Genomic DNA, 17,930 nt, shown 5'->3' with positions numbered 1-17,930 from the left:
GTATACGCGGTGGCATACCTGCCACCGAAATGGGGTGCAAGTCACTAAAATCTGGGTCTTCCCCCCCAGATTTCTACACCCCACACCATGACCCAAGTCACCAACACCGTGCGCTTTGTGCTCGACGGCCAGATCGTCGAAGCCCAAGGTGCCCGTCGCACCACCACCGTTCTTGATTACCTGCGCGAGCAGCTCCACCGCACCGGCACCAAAGAGGGTTGTGCCGAGGGCGACTGTGGCGCCTGCGTGGTGATGGTGGGTGAACTCAATGCCGCTGGCACGGGCGTGGACTATGTGGCCACCAATGCATGTATTCAGTTGCTGCCTTCGCTGGACGGCAAATCGATCAAGACGGTCGAGAGTTTGAAAAACGCCAATGGCGCAATGCACCCCGTGCAAGAAGAAATGGTCAAGTGCCATGGCTCGCAGTGCGGTTTTTGCACGCCCGGCATCGTGATGAGTTTGGTGAACTTGGTGCAAACCAACACCTCGCCTGCGCGCCAAGACATCACCGACGCCCTGAGCGGTAACTTGTGCCGTTGTACTGGCTACGTGCCCATCATCGACGCGGCTGCCAAAGCCTGCGAAAAGAAATCTGCTTTGAAAGTGGACGACAGCGCTGACTTGCCACTGCTCAAAGAAATCAAGCGTGCCAGCGTGCCGACCATGAGCCTTGAGGGCGACATCATCGTGCAGCCGGTGGTGCGCACCAAGAAGGGCAACGAGTTTGTATCGCCTGCCACGCTGGCCGAAGTGTCTGACTATTTGGTCAAGCACCCCACCACCACCTTGTTGGCTGGCAGCACCGAAATTGGTTTGCAAGTGAACAAGCAGTTCGCACGCCCTGACCACATCATGTATTTGGGCAACGTCAAAGAGTTGCGCCAAGTGACCGAGACCGACAAGGCTTGGCGCATTGGCGCTGCGGTGTCGTTGACCCAAGTGGAAGCGCTGGTTGCCCAGGCTTACCCCGACTTCACCGAAGTGCTGCGCCGCTTTGGTTCGCCCCCCATCCGTTCCACCGCCACGCTGGCGGGCAACATCGCCAACGGCTCGCCCATTGGCGACTCCATGCCTTGCTTGCTGGCGTTGGGTGCCAACCTCGTATTGCGCCGTGGCGAGAAGACCCGCAACGTGCTGTTGGAAAACTTCTACACCGGCATGAAGAAAAACGTGCTCGAAGCCGGTGAGTTCATCGAAGCGGTCGAGTTGCCCAAGCCCGTGGCCGGTCAAGTGTTCCGCGCCCACAAGGTGAGCAAGCGTTTTGAGCAAGACATTTCGGCCACTTGTGCTGCCATCAGCTACACGCTCAAAGACGGCAAGTTGAGCGGCGTGAAGTTGGCCTACAACGGCTTGGCCCCATCGCCTTGCCGTGCACCCAAGCTCGAAGCCGTGCTTGAGGGCAAGTTGCCCGCTGATGTGAAAGCGGCCGACCTGGACGCCGCGATCACCGCCAGCTTCACCGCGCGTGACGGCTTGCGTGCCACTTGGGCTTACCGCGCTTTGGTGGCCCGCAACTTGGCCTTGGAATTCATCGAAGAACAAACGAAAGAGGTGGCTTGAATGAACGCTCCTACCGCACTCAAAAACCTGCTGCCTGTGTCAGGCGTTCAGCAAGGCACCGACATCGTTCACGAGTCAGCACACTTGCACGTGACCGGCTCGGCCACCTACATCGACGACATCCCTGAGCACGCTGGCACTTTGTACGCCGCGCTCATCTTGTCGCCCGTGGCACATGGCGAGTTGATTGGCGATGGCATCGACCGCGAAGCCATTCTGAAAGAGCACGGCGTTGTCGCGGTGTACACCGCCAAAGACATTCCCGGCGAAAACAACTGTGGCCCCATCATCCATGACGATCCGTTCTTGGCCGCAGGCAAGGTCGAATTCATCGGCCAGGCCGTGGCCGTGGTCGTGGCGCGCGACATGCTCTATGCACGCGAAGCCGCTCACAAAACCAAGGTGTTGGTGAAAGAACTCAAGCCCATCTTGACGGTGGAAGAAGCGATGGCAGCGAACAGCTTCATCATGCCGCCCAAGGGCATCACGCGCGGTGACGCAGCGGCAGCGATTGCCAATGCGCCCCACAAAATCAAGGGCACGACCCGCACTGGCCAGCAAGAGCAGTTCTATCTGGAAGGCCAAATCACTTACGCGGTGCCCAAAGAAGACGGTCAGCTCACGTTGTACGTGTCGACCCAGCACCCCGACGGCAACCAGCGCGAAGCCGCCCACGCCCTGAACCTGCACACCAACGATGTGGAGGTGATTTGCCGCCGCATGGGTGGCGGCTTTGGTGGCAAAGAAGGCAACGCCAGCATCTTCAGCCAGAGCGCTGCGCTGGCCGCGTTCAAGCTGCAAAAGCCCGTCAAGCTGCGTGTGAACCGCGACGACGACATGACCATCACCGGCAAGCGCCACGACTTCCGCATCGACTACGAAGTGGGTTTTGACGACACCGGCCGCGTGCTGGGTGCAGACATCACGCTCATGTCACGCTGCGGTTACAGCACCGACTACTCAGGCCCTGTGAACGACCGCGCTTGCTTGCACATTGACAACACCTACCACTTGCCAGCACTCAAGCTGGTCAGCCACCGCTGCAAAACCAACACGCAAAGCGCCACCGCTTTCCGTGGTTTTGGCGGCCCACAAGGCATGTTTGGCATTGAGACGGTGATGGACGAGATTGCCATGACTTTGGGCAAAGACCCCTTGGAAGTGCGCAAGCTCAACCTCTACAAAGACCCCGCCATCAGCGGTACGCCCGACACCATGACCACCCAATACAACCAGCTCATCGAAGACTGGGTGGGTGACAAGGTGATTGATCAGGTCGAACACGAATCGAAATACGCCGAGCGTCGTGCTGCGGTGTTGGCCTTCAATGCCAAGAGCAAAACCCGCAAGCGTGGTTTGTCGCTCGTGCCTTTGAAGTTTGGTATCAGCTTTACCGCTACCCATTTGAACCAAGGTGGCGCGCTGCTGGTGGTTTACATGGACGGCTCGGTGAGCTGCAACCACGGCGGTACCGAAATGGGCCAAGGCCTGAACACCAAGATGGCTCAGGTTTGTGCCGATGGTTTGGGCATCAGCGTCGACAAAGTGCGCATCACTGCCACCGACTCACAAAAAGTGCCCAACGCTTCGGCCACTTCCGCCTCGAGCGGCGCCGACATCAATGGCGCGGCCATCATGAACGCCACCACGCAAATGCGTGAGCGCTTGAAGCCTGTAGCGGCCCGCATGTTGGGTTGCGCCGAGGGTGATGTGACGTTTGCGAACAGCGAAGTTCACGGTGGCAGCAAATCCGTCAAGTGGGCAGATCTGACCAAGCAAGCGTATATGGAACGTGTGGGCTTGTCGGTCACGGGCTTCTACATGACACCCGAAATCAAATACGACTTCGCCACCCTGAACGGCCGTGCTTTCTATTACTACTGCTACGGCGCTGCCGTGAGCGAAGTGGAGATCGACACGCGCACGGGCGAGTGGCGGCTTTTGGCCGTGGACATCGTGCACGACGTGGGCCGCAGCATCAACCCCGCATTGGACAAAGGCCAGATCGAAGGCGCCTATGTGCAAGGCATGGGCTGGCTCACCATGGAAGAGTGCATTTGGGACAAAAAGGGCAAGCTGCTCACGCACGGCCCCAGCACTTACAAGATCCCCGTGGCGGGCGACATTCCAGAGCACTTCAAGGTGTCTTTGTTTGAAAACCAAAACAACAAGCCCACACCCTTTAACAGCAAGGCCACAGGCGAGCCGCCTTTGATGTTGGGCCTGTCTGCCTTCTTCGCTTTGCGCGATGCCGTGGCCGCTAGTGCCGATCACAAAGCGGTGGTGTACATGGATGCGCCGGCCACGCCAGAGCGCATCCTGATGGCGTGCGAAGCTGCCAAGGCCAAGGCCGCGGCTTAAACCCTTCGTGCCACGCCACACCGCTGAGTTATTGAACCAACTCCAACATGCCGACGGCGTGTTGGTGTCGGTCGCCAGCGTGCACGGCTCGGGCCCGCGCGAGGTGGGGGCTTGGATGGCGGTGTTTCCGCAGACCTTGGTCAACACCATTGGCGGCGGACATTTGGAGTTTCAGGCGATCACCGAAGCGCGTGCTTTGCTTCAAAGCGCGACCCACGAAGATAACGCACTCACAACCCGCTACGCCCTAGGCCCCGCCTTGGGCCAATGTTGCGGTGGCGTGGTGCACTTGAAGTTTGAGCGCATCAGTGCGGCGGACGCGCCCGCACTCAAACAACGCTTGTTGGCCAATGGCCAACCGCTCGCACTCTTTGGTGGTGGCCATGTTGGCCGCGCCTTGGTGAACGTGCTCAGTAGCTTGCCCTACAACGTGCAGTGGGTCGACAGCCGCGATGAAATCTTCCCAACACATTTGCCGCCCAATGTGGTGTGCGAGCACTCCGACCCGGTGCATGCGGCTGTGGCCGATTTGCCCAGCGGTGTAAGCGTGCTCATCATGAGCTTCAGTCACGCCGAAGATTTAGATGTGGTGGCTGCTTGCCTCATGCGCCAACGCCTGCAGGGTGATTTGAAATTTGTCGGCCTGATTGGCAGCAAAACCAAATGGGCCACGTTTCAACACCGCCTAGAGGCCAAGGGCTTTACCGCCGAGGAGCTGGCGTTCATCACATGCCCCATCGGGGTGAGTGGCATCACGGGCAAAGAACCCGAAGTCATTGCGGTGTCGGTGGCGGCGCAGCTGTTGCAGCAGCGCGCTTAATCCAGTTTGACTTGTGAAAGGTCAAATAACGGTTTGGGCATTTCCAGTTTCATGTTTTCCAAGGTCTGCACCAGCAAACCCGCCACAAACAAATCTCGGTAAGGCTTGGAGTCGGCGGGCACCACATACCAAGGCGCATCGTTGGTGCTGGTGGCCGACAGCGCGTCTTCATAGGCCTCTGCAAATTTCGGCCATAGCTTTCGATCTTCAAAGTCTGAGGGTTGTAGCTTCCAGTGTTTGAGTGGATCGTCTAGGCGCGACTGCAAACGTTTCTTTTGCTCACCCTTTGAGATGTGCAAATAGCATTTGACGACGGTGATGCCCTCATCGTGCAGCACGGACTCAAAGTTTTTGATGTGTTCGTAGCGTTCTTCGCAGGTGTCTTTTTTCACCCAGCCGCGCACGCGTGTGACCAGCACATCTTCGTAGTGGCTGCGGTTAAAGATCACCATCTCGCCCAGCGCAGGTGTTTTTTGGTGGATGCGCCACAAGAAGTCGTGGCCCTTTTCCAAATCGCTGGGCGCTCCAAATGCCTCTGCACGCACGCCCAAGGGGCTGATGTGGGTGAACACGCTGCGAATCACGCCGTCTTTGCCTGCAGTGTCCATGCCTTGAAATACCACCAACAAACCTTTGTGTTTGCCTGCATGCAACGTGCCTTGGAGTTTGTTGAGCTTGTCGCCTAGTTTTTTAAGATTGTTCTCCCACTCTTCGTCGGTGGGTAAATCTTTGGCTTTGGGCAAGGTGTCGATGTCATTGAGCTTGAAGTTGCCCTTGGGTTTGACACGCCATGGTGAAAAGTCTTTGTGATCCATAGGCCAAGTGTATGCACTGCGATGTCTGCCATTTCTAGAATGAATTGACCATTGCATAGCGCTTGGCTAAGGACAGCACCATTGAGACTGCAGCGTCGTCCTGGCGCTAGGGTTTGCCCCGAAACATTCATCTTTGTTTGGCGACAAATTTTGTATACACTTTGCACCACCTGTCGCAGCGGAGCAGGGCAGATTCAGCCCTTGTTCGCGACCCTCGTGTCATTCACAGCGCCCGCAGTGGTGAATGGCAACTTTGTATCAAGTGACTGAGGTTTCGACATGGACACGTATTTCTTAGACTGGGCCAACCTGCTGCTGCGCTGGGTGCACGTCATCACCGCCATCGCGTGGATTGGTTCCTCGTTCTACTTTGTCTTCTTAGACAACAACCTCATCAAACCCAACTCACCTGACCTGCTTGAAAAAGGCGTGGACGGGGCGATGTGGGCCGTGCATGGTGGTGGTTTTTATAACCCGCAAAAGTACATGGTGGCGCCTAAAAAGATTCACACCAAGCTGCACTGGTTTTACTGGGAGAGCTATTCCACTTGGCTCACAGGCTTTGGTTTGTTCACGGTGCTTTACCTGTGGAATGCGGGCACATTTTTGATCGATAAGTCGTTGATGGACTGGTCGCCCGCCGCGGCCATCACTGCAGCGTTGAGTTTCTTGGTGGCGTTTTGGTTGATTTACGACGCGGTGTGCCGCGTGTTTGGTTTTCGTGAAAACGGCGAACGCACGGTAGCGATTTTGATGATCGTCGTGGTCGCGTTTGCCTCATGGTTGTCGTGCCAGTTATTTGCAGGCCGCGCAGCGTTCTTGTTGGTTGGCGCCATGATTGCCACATCAATGAGCGCCAACGTGTTCTTCTGGATCATCCCTGGCCAACGCAAAGTGGTGGCTGCCATGACATCTGGCATAGCGATGGACCCCAAAGAGCTGGCCACGCATGGCAAGCGCGGCAAGCAGCGCAGCGTGCACAACACCTACTTCACGCTGCCCGTCATCTTTGCGATGCTGAGCAACCACTACAGCTTTTTGTACACCTACGAAAACAACTGGGTCATCTTGGTGATGATGATGTTGGCGGGTGCGCTGATTCGCCAGTTTTTTGTGCAACGTCACGGCTACCACTTGGGCCGCGCCAAGAACCCACTGCCGTTTGCCATTGCAGGCGTGGTGATTTTGCTGAGTGTCATTGTGTGGATGCGGCCTGCAGCCTCAACTTCAACCGCTGCCCCCACTGCAGTGAATGCTGCACCCGTGAGCTTTGCTGAAGTTAACGCCGTCTTTGTGCAGCGCTGCATCAGCTGTCACGGTGAACAAGTGCAAATGAAGAACGTGCGTTTCGATACGGCTGAGGGCGTCAAGCAACACGCCTTGGGCATTTACCAACAAGCCGTCGTGACCAAACAAATGCCCATGAACAACGCCACCGGCATCACCGAGGCAGAGCGGGCTGTGATCAAGCGTTGGTACGAGGCGGGCGCTGCGCTGAGATAATCAGTGCCTATGAAATTGCGACTGATGCTGGCAATCGTCAGCTCTCTATTTTTTGTTGCTGCTCAAGCGGGTGAAGTGACTGTGGCTGTGGCTGCCAACTTCACCGCCCCCATGCAAAAAATCGCGCAAGCATTTGAGCAAGACACAGGGCACAAAGCGCAGCTTGCTTTTGGCGCAACGGGCAAGTTCTACGCGCAAATCAAAAACGGAGCGCCGTTTGATGTGCTGTTGGCTGCGGATGATGAAACACCCGCACGCCTAGAAAAAGAAGGCTTGGCAGTCGCAGGTTCGCGCTTGACTTATGCCACCGGACGTTTGGCGTTGTGGAGCAAAAGCTCCAGCTTGGTGGACGATCAAGGCGACGTGTTACGCGGCAACCGCTTTGAAAAACTGGGTATTCACAAGATTGCCTTGGCCGACCCCAAGCTCGCACCGTATGGCGCAGCAGCGATGGAGGTGATGACGCATCTCGGCGTATGGCCTGCCGTTAAGACGAAGCTGGTGCAAGGCGAAAGCATTGGCCAAACCTACCAGTTCGTCAGTACCGAAAATGCACAGCTGGGGTTTGTGGCTTTGTCACAAATCTCATTCGACGGTCGCATCACCCAAGGCTCTGCGTGGGTCGTGCCGCAAAGCATGCACACACCCTTGAAGCAAGACGCCGTGTTGCTCAACGCAGGCAAAGACAACGCCGCCGCAATCGCGTTGTTGAAATACCTACAAGCCGACAAAGCCAAGACCATCATTCGCCAATATGGCTACGCCTTGTAAAGTGTGGACATGAATTTAAGCGCCGAAGATTTCCAAGCCATTGCACTCACGCTGCAACTCGCCAGCGTGACCACCGTGCTGCTGCTGTTGCTTGCCACGCCGGTTGCGTGGTGGCTGGCGCACACGCGCTCTGCTTGGCGCGCGCCTGTGGCCTCGCTCGTCGCGCTGCCTTTGGTGTTGCCGCCCACGGTGCTGGGTTTTTATTTGCTGATTGCCTTGGGGCCCAATGGTCCGATTGGCCAGTTCACGCAATGGGCGGGCTGGGGCACCTTGGCCTTTAGCTTTTGGGGTTTGGTGTTGGGTTCGATCGTGTACTCGTTGCCGTTTGCAGTGCAGCCGCTCGTCAACGCGTTCGAAGCCATGGGCTCGCGCCCCATGGAAGTGGCTGCCACGCTGCGAGCCAGTAAGTGGGATGCGTTCTTCACCGTGGCTGTGCCTTTGGCCAAGCCCGGTTTTGTGATGGCCGCCATGCTCAGCTTTGCGCACACGGTGGGTGAGTTTGGTGTGGTGCTGATGATTGGCGGCAACATCCCCGACAAAACGCGTGTGGTGTCGACCCAAATTTATGGCCATGTGGAAGCGATGGAATATTCACAAGCGCATGGTTTGGCTGGCGTGATGTTGGTGTTTTCGTTTGTGGTGTTGTTGGGACTGTCTTGGTTCAACCGACGCGCTGATCAGCGCAAAAAGGTGGGCGCATGAACATCCACCTCAAGCTAGACATTGCGCGTGCCGACTTTGATGTGTCGGTCGATGTGCAGTTGCCCGCGCATGGCATTACCGTGATTTACGGCCCATCGGGCTGCGGCAAAACCACCTTGTTGCGTTGCGTTGCAGGGCTAGAGCCCTCGGCGCGTGGCGTGGTGCAACTGGGCCACGAAGTTTGGCAAGACGATGCGCAAGGTGTGAACTTGCCTACACACCAACGTGCCTTGGGCTATGTGTTTCAAGAGGCGTCGTTGTTTGACCACTTAGACGTGGCGGGTAACTTGGCCTATGGCCACCAACGTGCTGAAAAAAACAACCGCAATGCGATGAGCCGAGCAGTGGTGGTGCAAGTCACAGAGCTGCTAGGCATTGGCCACTTGCTCAAGCGTCGCAGCCACGAGCTGTCGGGTGGCGAGCGCCAACGCGTGGCCATTGCTCGCGCCCTGGTCACGCAGCCGCGCTTGCTGTTGCTAGACGAACCCTTGGCCGCGCTCGATCACGCTCGCAGACAAGAAGTGCTGCCATGGTTAGAAAAACTGCGCGATGACTTGAATATTCCGATGCTCTATGTGACCCACGCGGTGGACGAAGTGGCCCGCTTGGCCGATACGCTGGTGGTGATGAACGAAGGCCGCGTGCAAGCCAACGGCCCCGTGGCCGAAGTGCTGACCCAAGCCAACTTGCCCGTGGCGTTGGGCGAGGATGCAGGCGCGTTACTCACGGGCATCGTGTTGAACATTGACTCGCAATGGCACTTGGCCCAAATAGGCTTTGCTGGCGGTGCACTGTGGGTGCGCGACAGTGGTTTGGCCATTGGCCAAACCGTGCGCCTGCGCGTGCTGGCCCGCGACGTGAGCGTGACCTTGCACGAAGCTACTCACACCAGCATTCAAAACCACGTGCCTTGCGTGGTGGATGCCATCACGCCTGAGGCGCATCCCTCGCAAACCCTGCTGCGCTTGCGCTGTGGCGACACCTTTCTGCTGGCGCGCGTCACATCGCGTGGGGTGCATGCGCTGGGGTTGCAGGTGGGCATGCCTGCTTGGGCGCAGGTGAAGTCTGTGGCGCTGGTTAAGTAAACCTAGTCATTGGCGTGAAAGGCATGTCACTTTGGTGATGCGCGTGAACCTGTGCCCTATGCGATAGTGTTTTTGCCCCATTTCACCCATCAGAGGGCGATCACACAAGGAGACAACATGCGTTCATTTTTCCAACCATGGCGACAGACATGCGCCGCAGGCCTGCTGGGACTTTTGTCTTTGGCGCTTCATCCAGTCGCCATGGCTCAGGCCTATCCCAACAAACCCATCAAGATGATCGTGCCCTTTGCTGCAGGGGGCACCACCGACATCGTGGCCCGACTGGTGGCCCAGCGCATGAGCGAGTCCATGGGTCAGCCCGTCACGGTTGACAACCGTGGCGGTGCAGGCGGTGCGATTGGCGCTGACATGATGGCCAAGGCAGCCCCCGATGGCTACACCATCATGATGCACAACCTGTCGTTCCCACTCGCCTCCGTGGCGCAAACACTGGCCAACCGCTCGCCCTTCAATGTGGACACCGACTTTGCCGGCGTCTCGATTGCGGTGTATGTGCCTTTTGTGTGGACAGCCAGCCCCAGCGTGCCTGCCAAAGATCTGAAAGAGTTGGCAGCCCTGCTGCGTGCCAACCCTGCGCTGCAATACAACTATGGCTCTACCGGCCCAGGCTCGACCATGCACGTGTTGGGTGAGGCGTTCAAAAAAGACGCCAAGGTTGACATCACGCACATTCCATTCAAAGGTGCTGCACCCCTCAAGCAAGAAATGTTGGCGGGCCGACTCCAAGTGGGTGGCGATCAGTTGTCGTCTTCTTTGGCTGAAATCAAGGCGGGCACATTGAAGGCCTTGGCTACCACCGCTTCGAAGCGCATTCCTGGTCTGCCAGAGATCCCAACCGTCAAAGAATTGGGCTTTCCTAATTTGGAGCTCGAAGGCTGGAACGGCGTGTTCGCACCCGCCAAAACACCCAAGGACATCATTGACCGCTTGAACAAAGAAGTCATTGCGGCTGTGCGCCACCCCGATGTGGTGAAGCGTTTGAACGACTTGGGCGCAGAGGGCGTAGGCTCAACCCCTGCCGAGCAAGATGCCATGCTGCGTCGACAGATGGATCAATTCCGCGCCATCATTCGCGAAATGCGCCTCGAATAACGAGGCGCATGGGGCAGCTCTCGAGCGCTTAAGCGCGGCTGCCTTGCGACAACCACCACACCAGCAGTTCCGTGCAATCGCGGTCGTCGAGTCCGCTGTGCGCGGCGGATTCAAACTGTTGCAAGGCCAAGGCTGTCAGCGGCATGTTTTTGTGCGTTGCTTCGCCTTGGTCGAGCATGGCCTGCATGTCTTTGCGCATCGTCGACACGTTGACCGTGATCTGATCGCTTTTGTGTTGGCTCAGCGTTTGGGCAATCATGCCGCCGCGCACTTTCAACATATTGGGCCCGCCCGAGGTGTCTGAAAAAATATCAATCACCCGCTTTGGGTCGAGACCCAAGGGCTCAACCAAAGACAATGCCTCGCCCAAGGTTTGCCAGTAGACCATCAAGGGCAAATTGATGGCCAGCTTCATGGTGGCGCCTGAGCCATGTGGGCCAACGTGCTCCACACGTCTGCAAATCACATCCAGCAAGGCTTTCACCTTGGCCAGGTCCTGCGCGTCGCCGCCCACAAAACCCAACAATTTGCCTTCTTTGGCGGGCCCCACACTGCCGCCAACCGGGCACTCTAAAAAGGTCGCCTTGACGGCGTGTGCACGCTTGGCCAATTCCTGCGGTTTGGCTGGCCGAACCGTGCTCATGTCGATGAAGATTTTGTTTTCTACATGGCCCGCCAACAAACCAGATGCCGATCCATACACATCGTCGAGGGCGGCCTCGTTGGTCAGCAAGGTGATGATCACATCGACAGACTCAGCCAATGCCTTGGGCGAATCGGCCCATGTCGCGCCTGCATCAAGCAGGGGTTGGGCGCGCTCTGCGCTGCGGTTCCACACGGTCACGGAATGCCCCGTCGACAACAGTCGAGCGCCTACAGCTGCGCCCATCTTGCCAATGCCTGCGATACCAATGTGCATGTTTGTCTCCTGTTATGAAAATGAACACTGCCGATTCTGCGTGAACTTGTCATGCCCTGCTGAAACGCAGGTTCTTGACGTGAGCGCTGAAACCTAGCAAGCCAAGCGATGTCGCCTTGATTCAAACATGGGCCTGCGCCAGCAGAAATTACCTTAGCATTCCTTGGTTGTTAACTTTGAATGCCCGAGGAATCAAGAATGAAGATCGTAGAAATCCGAGAAGTCACCCTGCCGATCAGCTCGCCGATCCGCAATGCCTACATCGACTTCACCAAAATGACGTTGAGCCTCGTTGCCGTCATCACCGACGTGATGCGCGATGGCAAGCCCGTGGTCGGCTACGGCTTTAACTCGAACGGTCGCTACGGGCAGGGCATGTTGATGCGCGAGCGCTTCATTCCTCGCGTGCTGGAAGCCAAGCCTGAGAGCTTGCTAGACGACACTGGTAACAACTTCGACCCTCACAAAATTTGGGCCACGATGTTCATCAACGAAAAACCCGGTGGACACGGTGAGCGCTCGGTGGCCATGGGCACCATCGACATGGCGGTGTGGGATGCCGTGGCCAAGATTGAAGGCAAGCCCCTGTTTCAATTGCTGGCAGACCGCTATGGCAATGGCCAGCCCAATCGCCGTGTGTTTGTGTATGCGGCAGGTGGCTACTACTACCCAGGCCAAGACCACGAAAAGCTCAAAGACGAAATGCGCAGTTACATCGACCGTGGTTACTCGGTAGTAAAACAAAAAATTGGCGGTGCTTCGTTAGACGAAGACCTGCGTCGCATCGACTCGGTCCTGAGTGTGTTGCAAGACGGTCAAAAATTGTGTGTGGATGCCAATGGTCGTTTTGACCGCGACACCGCCGTGGCCTATGCCAAAGCCCTCTCGCAATACGATTTATTTTGGTACGAAGAGGCAGGTGACCCGCTCGACTACGAACTGCAACAAACTCTGCGCAGCTACTACAAGAACCCCATGGCCACGGGTGAAAACCTGTTCTCCATGCAAGACGCGCGCAACCTCATTCGTTATGGCGGCATGCGCTCTGACCGCGATTGGTTGCAGTTTGACTGCGCTTTGAGCTATGGCTTGGTGGAGTACCTGCGTACCTTGGACATGCTCAAAGAGCACGGCTGGTCAGCCAGCCGTTGCGTGCCGCACGGCGGCCATCAAATGTCGCTGAACATTGCAGCGGGCTTGGGTCTGGGCGGCAATGAAAGTTACCCAGATTTGTTCCAACCCTTTGGCGGCTTTCCCGATGGCGTGAAGGTGGAGAACAGCTACATCACCATGCCAGACCTTCCCGGCATTGGCTTTGAAGGCAAGTCGGATTTGATCAAGGTGATGCAAGACTTGTCGCGTTAACGCGTTCGGTCTTGCGTTAGAACCACCAAGACACCGCTTGCGGAATCACCACCGCACCCACAATGCCGTGCAGGCCCATGCCTAGGCTGGCATAGGCGCCGGCCTCTGGGTGCACGCTGAATGCGCGTGAGGTGCCTATGCCGTGTGCGGCCACGCCAAGGGCAAAGCCGCGTTGCCACCATTGCGTGACGCGCAGGGCGTCTAGCACGTAGCGACCAAGAATGGCGCCCAAGATGCCTGTGCTCACTGCAAAGATGGCGGTCAACGTGGGCGAGGCTTGCACGCGCTCGGCAATGCCCATCGCAATCGGCGCGGTGACCGACTTGGCCACCAGTCCGCGCACCAAGGATTCGTCTACGCCCAACCAACGCGCCACGCCCACGGCGGTGAACACCGAGGTCACGCCACCCGTCATCAGCGACAGCAGCAACACAAGCATGCGTCCCTTGAGCGACGCAAAACCTTTGTAGATCGGAATGGCCAGCGACACCGTGGCGGTGCCCAGCAAGAAGTGCACAAACTGCGCGCCCTCGAAATACTTGGCATAGGGCATGTCAAGCACACTGATGCTGAACGTGACCACCACCACCGCAATCAACACAGGGTTGGCCAAAGGGTTGCGCTGGCTGCGCTCGTAAAGGGTGAGGCCCAGCAAATACGCACTCAGCGTCAGCACCAAAGCCAGCAGCGGGCTGCCCGAGAGGTACACCCAAATGTCAGAGATGGGCGGCAAGTGCGTTTGAAATTCGTTACTCATCGGTCGGCTCCTGCTTTGCCAACACCTTGAGCAAGCCCGCCGTCACAGCCACCGTGGCCACCACGCTCACCACCAACGCCGCGCTGATGGCCCACGCGTTAGCCTGCAACACCGGCAAGTAAAGCACCACGCCCACCGACGCGGGGATGAACAGTAGCCCCAAGTGCTGCAGAACGCTGCCGCCCACCAAATCAATTGCCGCAGGCACGTGGCCGCGCACGATGAGATACGCCAGCAACAACACCAAGCCCAAGACAGGGCCGGGAATGAAGGGCAGGGCGAACTTAGAGACGAGTTCGCCGAGGGCTTGGAAGATGAAGAGTTGGACGAGGCCTTGGATCATGGGGTCAGTGTAGACAAGCTACCGCTAGATGACTTGTCAAAACACTTGTGATGAAAACAGAGACGATTTAGTGTGCACCTAACGCCAGCTGCATCGCCAGCTGGTTATGCCGTTCAATCAACGGCCCCATGTCCACCGTGGCAATCTCACCCTTGCGCACCACCACGCGGCCGTTGACTACGACGTAGTCAGCGTTATCGCTGGCGCACAGCAGCAGCGCACCCACGGGGTCGTGCACGGCGCCACCGGCCATGCTGAGTGTGTCGGTGCGGAACATGGCGATGTCGGCGCAGTAGCCTGGCTTGATTTGCCCCAGTTCGTGTGCGCGGCCCAGCACTTCTGCGCCGCCGCGTGTGGCTAGGCGCAGGGCGTCGCGGGGCGTCATCTCCGAGGGGCCGCGGTCACAGCCGAATACGTTATGCCCGCCTACGACGCTCGGTTCGTCCAGTGCTCGCCCCACGCGAGCCAGCAGCATGGCTTGGCGGGCTTCGTTCAGCAGATGCGCACCGTCGTTGCTGGCGCTACCGTCCACGCCTAGGCCAATAGGCACACCAGTATCTAACATCTTGCGCAGGGGCAAGATGCCGCTGGCCAAGCGCATATTGCTGCACGGGCAGTGGGCAATGCCGGTGCGCGTGCGTGCAAACAAATACGCGCCTTCGTCGTCTAGCTTCACGCAGTGTGCGTGCCACACGTCGTGGCCCACCCACCCTAAGTCTTCGGCGTATTGCGCGGGCGTGCAGTTGAATTTTTCTTTCGTGTACGCAATGTCGTGGTCGTTCTCGGCCAAGTGCGTGTGCAGGCGCACCTTGTGTGCGCGGGCCAGTTTGGCGGATTCGCGCATGAGGTCTTGGCTCACACTAAAGGGCGAGCAAGGGGCCACGGCCACATGCGTCATCGCGCCATAGCTGGCGTCGTGGTAGGTCTCAATCAGGCGTTGGGTTTCTTTGAGGATGAAGGCTTCTTTTTCCACCACGCGGTCGGGCGGCAGGCCGCCTTGACTCTCGCCCACGCTCATGCTGCCGCGCGTGGCGGTAAAGCGCATGCCAATGGTGTGCGCGGCTTCAATGCTGTCGTCCAATCGCACGCCGTTGGGGTAGATGTAGAGGTGGTCGCTGCTCGTGGTGCAGCCGCTCAGTAGCAGCTCGGCCATGGCCACTTGGTTAGACACCAACACCATCTCGGGCGTGAGGCCCGCCCAAATGGGGTACAGCCCTTTGAGCCAGCTGAACAGCTCGGCGTTTTGCACCTGCGGCACGGCACGCGTGAGGCTTTGCACCATGTGGTGGTGCGTGTTGATGAGGCCAGGCACCACCACATGGCGGCGTGCATCGATCACCTCATCCACTTGCTTCTGCAGTTCGTCGATGTTCTCGTCAGCCTGAATGATGCATTCAATGCGGCCACCTTTTAGCAGCAGCGAGGCGTCTTTGAGTTCGGTGTTGGCATCGTCGAGCAAAGCGATGCAGCGGGCGCGGTGGATGAGCAGTGTGGTCATGGACTTGTCCTAAAGAAACAATCAAACAAGTCGTGGCCGAGTCCCCTAGTTTTATTTGTTCATAAAAATTGGGCGAGCACCACGTTGCCGCGCATCCCGGGCTTTTGCAGTAATTTACATTTTAAGCAGGCGCTTGGCCTCTGCCACCATCGCTTCGGGCGTGATGTTGAACAATTTGTATAACTCGTCAGCTGGGCCAGAAGCACCAAAACCTTTCATGCCTACAAACCCGCCATCGATACCAAGGTAGGCATCCCAACCTTGACGTACCGCAGCTTCGATGCCCACGCGCACGCCTGTGCCTAACACGCTGTGTTTGTAGGCAGTGTCCTGTACGTTAAAAAGTTCCCAGCAAGGCATGGACACCACCGCCGTACCTACACCTGCTGCTTCGAGTTGTTCACGCGCTTGTACAGCCAGCAACACTTCAGAGCCAGTGGCCAGCAAGGTTACTTTGCGCAGGCCGCAGGCAGCTTCGTGCAAAACATACGCACCTCGGCGCGTGAGGTTGTCGGTGGTGTGTGTGTGACGTACCAATGGCAATGACTGACGTGCAAACACCATGCTCACAGGACCATCTTGGTTTGCCAATGCCAGCTCCCAACACTCAGCCGCTTCCACTGCATCGGCCGGACGCATGACCCACATATTGGGCATGGCCCGCAGCGAAGCGAGTATTTCCACTGGCTGATGTGTGGGGCCATTGCGACCAATGCCAATCGAGTCATGGCTGAACACAAACTTCACAGGCAATCCCATGAGTGCTGCCATGCGCATGGCAGGGCGCTCGTAGTCGGCAAACGCAAGATAGGTGACCGACAGCGGAGTCACACCGCCGTGCGCTGCCATGCCGTTTGCCATAGAGCCCATCACATGCTCGCGTACGCCGCAGTGCACATAAGAGCCGGAGCGGTCTTGTGCGTTGAAAGCGGTCAGGCCACGCTTGTGGCTGGTGGGTGCTTCCAGGTCTGCGCAGCCCACCATGCGTTCGGGCAACACGGACGTGAGCAAGTCGTTGATTTCTGCAGAGATGAATATGCCGCTGGGCGCGGGTGGCGCTTGCAAGGCTTGTTGTTTGAAGTCCAGCAGCACTTGTTGCCATTGCGCTGGCAACTCGCCGCGCATGACGCGTTCAAATTCTTCTCGTTTAGCCGCGGGTAAAGCTGCCACACGTGCTTGCCAAGCCCGATATTCGCTAGCACTGCGTTGACCGGCACTGCGCCACGCATGTTGCACATCTGCTGGTATTTCAAACGGACCATGCGGCCAGCCCAGCATGTCACGTGCTGCTTGGGCGTCTTCTTCAAACAAGCGACCACTGTGTCCACCGCGTTTGCCTTGCAAACGTGCGATGCCTTTGGCGATGACGGTTCGGCAAGCCAGCATGGAAGGGCGCGGGTCAAGCCGCGCGACATCCAGTGCTGCCGTTAAGGCGTCGATGTCGTGGCCGTCTAACTCCACCACATGCCAGCCCGCAACACGAAAACGCTCAGCCACGTTTTCGCTGATGGACAAATCAGTGCTGCCGTCATCAGTGATGAGGTTGTCGTCCCACAACAGCACGAGCTTGCCCAGTTGCAAGTGGCCTGCCAATGAAATCATTTCTTGGCCGACGCCTTCTTGAAGACAACCGTCGCCCACAAACGCGTAGGTGAAGTGGTTGATCAAGTCGTTGCCAAAGCGCGCGCTCAGATACGCCTCGGCCACGGCCATGCCGAAGGCGTTGGCAATGCCTTGGCCCAGCGGGCCGGTGGTCACTTCAATGCCGTTGGGCTTATCGTGCGGACGCTCGGGGTGGCCTTCGCACACAGAGCCCAGTACGCGAAAGCGTTGCACTTCTTCAATGGGGAACGCTGGATAGCCAGTTAGGTGCAGCAACGAATACAAGAGCATGGAGCCATGCCCGTTAGATAGCACTACGCGATCTCGGTCAAACCAGCCAGCGTCTTGTGGGTTGTACTTGAGGTGTCTGGTGTAGAGAGCGGTAGCAATTTCTGCCATGCCCAGCGGTACGCCTTGGTGGCCCTCTTGGGCTTTGACGATGGCGTCAATGGAGAGAAAACGGATGGCGTGCGCCAGATTTTGTTGGGGGTGTGCGTTCATGGCGCGAATTTTGCCAAGCTCATACATGAGCGCAAGCGATGAATATTCAGGTTCAGATGAGCCTAATTCAACCGGCGGATTCAAGGACGAAGTGCAACACGCTTTAACGAGGCATGGAATACCTCGTGAGGTGTCTTGAATCCTAGTCGCTTTCTGGGGCGGTGATTCAATCGGTTTTCAATCATAGTCAATTCCTCATCCGTCACGGTTTC

15 protein-coding genes are annotated in these 17,930 nt (G+C 57.7%); 9 read left to right on the top strand and 6 right to left on the bottom strand.

What is annotated here, in order from left to right:
- The first annotated feature begins 87 nt into the window (after positions 1–87).
- From xdhA to xdhC, 3 genes are read left to right on the top strand one after another with little or no spacing between them, the layout of a single operon-like run.
- Positions 88–1,563: a xanthine dehydrogenase small subunit gene (xdhA, locus tag RMR24_RS02810; RefSeq protein WP_310613576.1), complete on the top strand. Its 1,476-nt coding sequence runs from the start codon at positions 88–90 to the stop codon at positions 1,561–1,563.
- Complete coding sequence (gene xdhB, locus RMR24_RS02805) at positions 1,564–3,924, top strand: xanthine dehydrogenase molybdopterin binding subunit (RefSeq protein WP_310613575.1); 2,361 nt, start codon at positions 1,564–1,566, stop codon at positions 3,922–3,924.
- Between the two features lie 7 nt (positions 3,925–3,931).
- A complete protein-coding gene (gene xdhC / locus RMR24_RS02800; protein ID WP_310613574.1) occupies positions 3,932–4,744 on the top strand; it encodes a xanthine dehydrogenase accessory protein XdhC in 813 nt (270 codons plus the stop codon).
- Here xdhC and RMR24_RS02795 read toward each other — a convergent pair.
- Positions 4,741–5,559 (bottom strand): PPK2 family polyphosphate kinase, encoded by an 819-nt coding sequence (locus tag RMR24_RS02795; protein ID WP_310613573.1) that lies wholly within the window; start codon positions 5,557–5,559, stop codon positions 4,741–4,743. The genes xdhC and RMR24_RS02795 overlap by 4 nt on opposite strands.
- 279 nt (positions 5,560–5,838) lie before the next feature.
- Here RMR24_RS02795 and RMR24_RS02790 point away from each other — a divergent pair, with 279 nt between their 5' ends.
- The 5 genes from RMR24_RS02790 (at position 5,839) to RMR24_RS02770 (ending at position 10,733) form a co-directional block, all read left to right on the top strand.
- Positions 5,839–7,062 carry a urate hydroxylase PuuD gene (locus tag RMR24_RS02790; protein ID WP_310613572.1) on the top strand — a complete coding sequence of 408 codons (1,224 nt, stop codon included), beginning with the start codon at positions 5,839–5,841 and terminating at the stop codon, positions 7,060–7,062.
- Between the two features lie 9 nt (positions 7,063–7,071).
- Positions 7,072–7,833: a molybdate ABC transporter substrate-binding protein gene (gene modA, locus RMR24_RS02785; RefSeq protein WP_310613571.1), complete on the top strand. Its 762-nt coding sequence runs from the start codon at positions 7,072–7,074 to the stop codon at positions 7,831–7,833.
- 9 nt (positions 7,834–7,842) lie between these two features.
- A complete protein-coding gene (modB, locus tag RMR24_RS02780) occupies positions 7,843–8,535 on the top strand; it encodes a molybdate ABC transporter permease subunit (protein WP_310613570.1) in 693 nt (230 codons plus the stop codon).
- Entirely contained in the window at positions 8,532–9,620 is a 1,089-nt protein-coding gene (gene modC, locus RMR24_RS02775; protein ID WP_310613569.1) for a molybdenum ABC transporter ATP-binding protein, read from the top strand. Before modB ends, modC begins: the two co-directional genes overlap by 4 nt.
- A 117-nt stretch (positions 9,621–9,737) precedes the next feature.
- Positions 9,738–10,733, top strand: coding sequence for a tripartite tricarboxylate transporter substrate binding protein (locus tag RMR24_RS02770; RefSeq protein ID WP_310613568.1), 996 nt, complete (start codon positions 9,738–9,740; stop codon positions 10,731–10,733).
- A gap of 28 nt (positions 10,734–10,761) precedes the next feature.
- Here RMR24_RS02770 and RMR24_RS02765 read toward each other — a convergent pair whose 3' ends face one another.
- A complete protein-coding gene (locus RMR24_RS02765; RefSeq protein ID WP_310613567.1) occupies positions 10,762–11,652 on the bottom strand; it encodes an NAD(P)-dependent oxidoreductase in 891 nt (296 codons plus the stop codon).
- 198 nt (positions 11,653–11,850) lie between these two features.
- On the opposite strand from RMR24_RS02765, the gene RMR24_RS02760 reads away from it, so the two are divergent.
- Positions 11,851–13,017 (top strand): mandelate racemase/muconate lactonizing enzyme family protein, encoded by a 1,167-nt coding sequence (locus RMR24_RS02760; protein ID WP_310613566.1) that lies wholly within the window; start codon positions 11,851–11,853, stop codon positions 13,015–13,017.
- 16 nt (positions 13,018–13,033) lie between these two features.
- On the opposite strand, the gene RMR24_RS02755 is transcribed toward RMR24_RS02760, so the two are convergent.
- The 4 genes from RMR24_RS02755 to tkt form a co-directional block, all read right to left on the bottom strand.
- Complete coding sequence (locus RMR24_RS02755) at positions 13,034–13,774, bottom strand: LrgB family protein (protein WP_310613565.1); 741 nt, start codon at positions 13,772–13,774, stop codon at positions 13,034–13,036.
- Complete coding sequence (locus RMR24_RS02750) at positions 13,767–14,117, bottom strand: CidA/LrgA family protein (RefSeq protein WP_310613564.1); 351 nt, start codon at positions 14,115–14,117, stop codon at positions 13,767–13,769. The genes RMR24_RS02755 and RMR24_RS02750 overlap by 8 nt, the downstream gene beginning before the upstream one ends.
- 67 nt (positions 14,118–14,184) lie before the next feature.
- On the bottom strand, positions 14,185–15,615 hold the full coding sequence (locus tag RMR24_RS02745; protein ID WP_310613563.1) for an 8-oxoguanine deaminase: 1,431 nt from the start codon (positions 15,613–15,615) through the stop codon (positions 14,185–14,187).
- Between the two features lie 114 nt (positions 15,616–15,729).
- Entirely contained in the window at positions 15,730–17,745 is a 2,016-nt protein-coding gene (gene tkt, locus RMR24_RS02740; protein WP_310613660.1) for a transketolase, read from the bottom strand.
- Positions 17,746–17,930 lie beyond the last annotated feature (185 nt).

Source organism: Limnohabitans sp. (assembly GCF_031539105.1).
GTDB lineage: Bacteria > Pseudomonadota > Gammaproteobacteria > Burkholderiales > Burkholderiaceae_C > Limnohabitans.
This window is presented reverse-complemented; position numbering and strand designations above follow the sequence as displayed.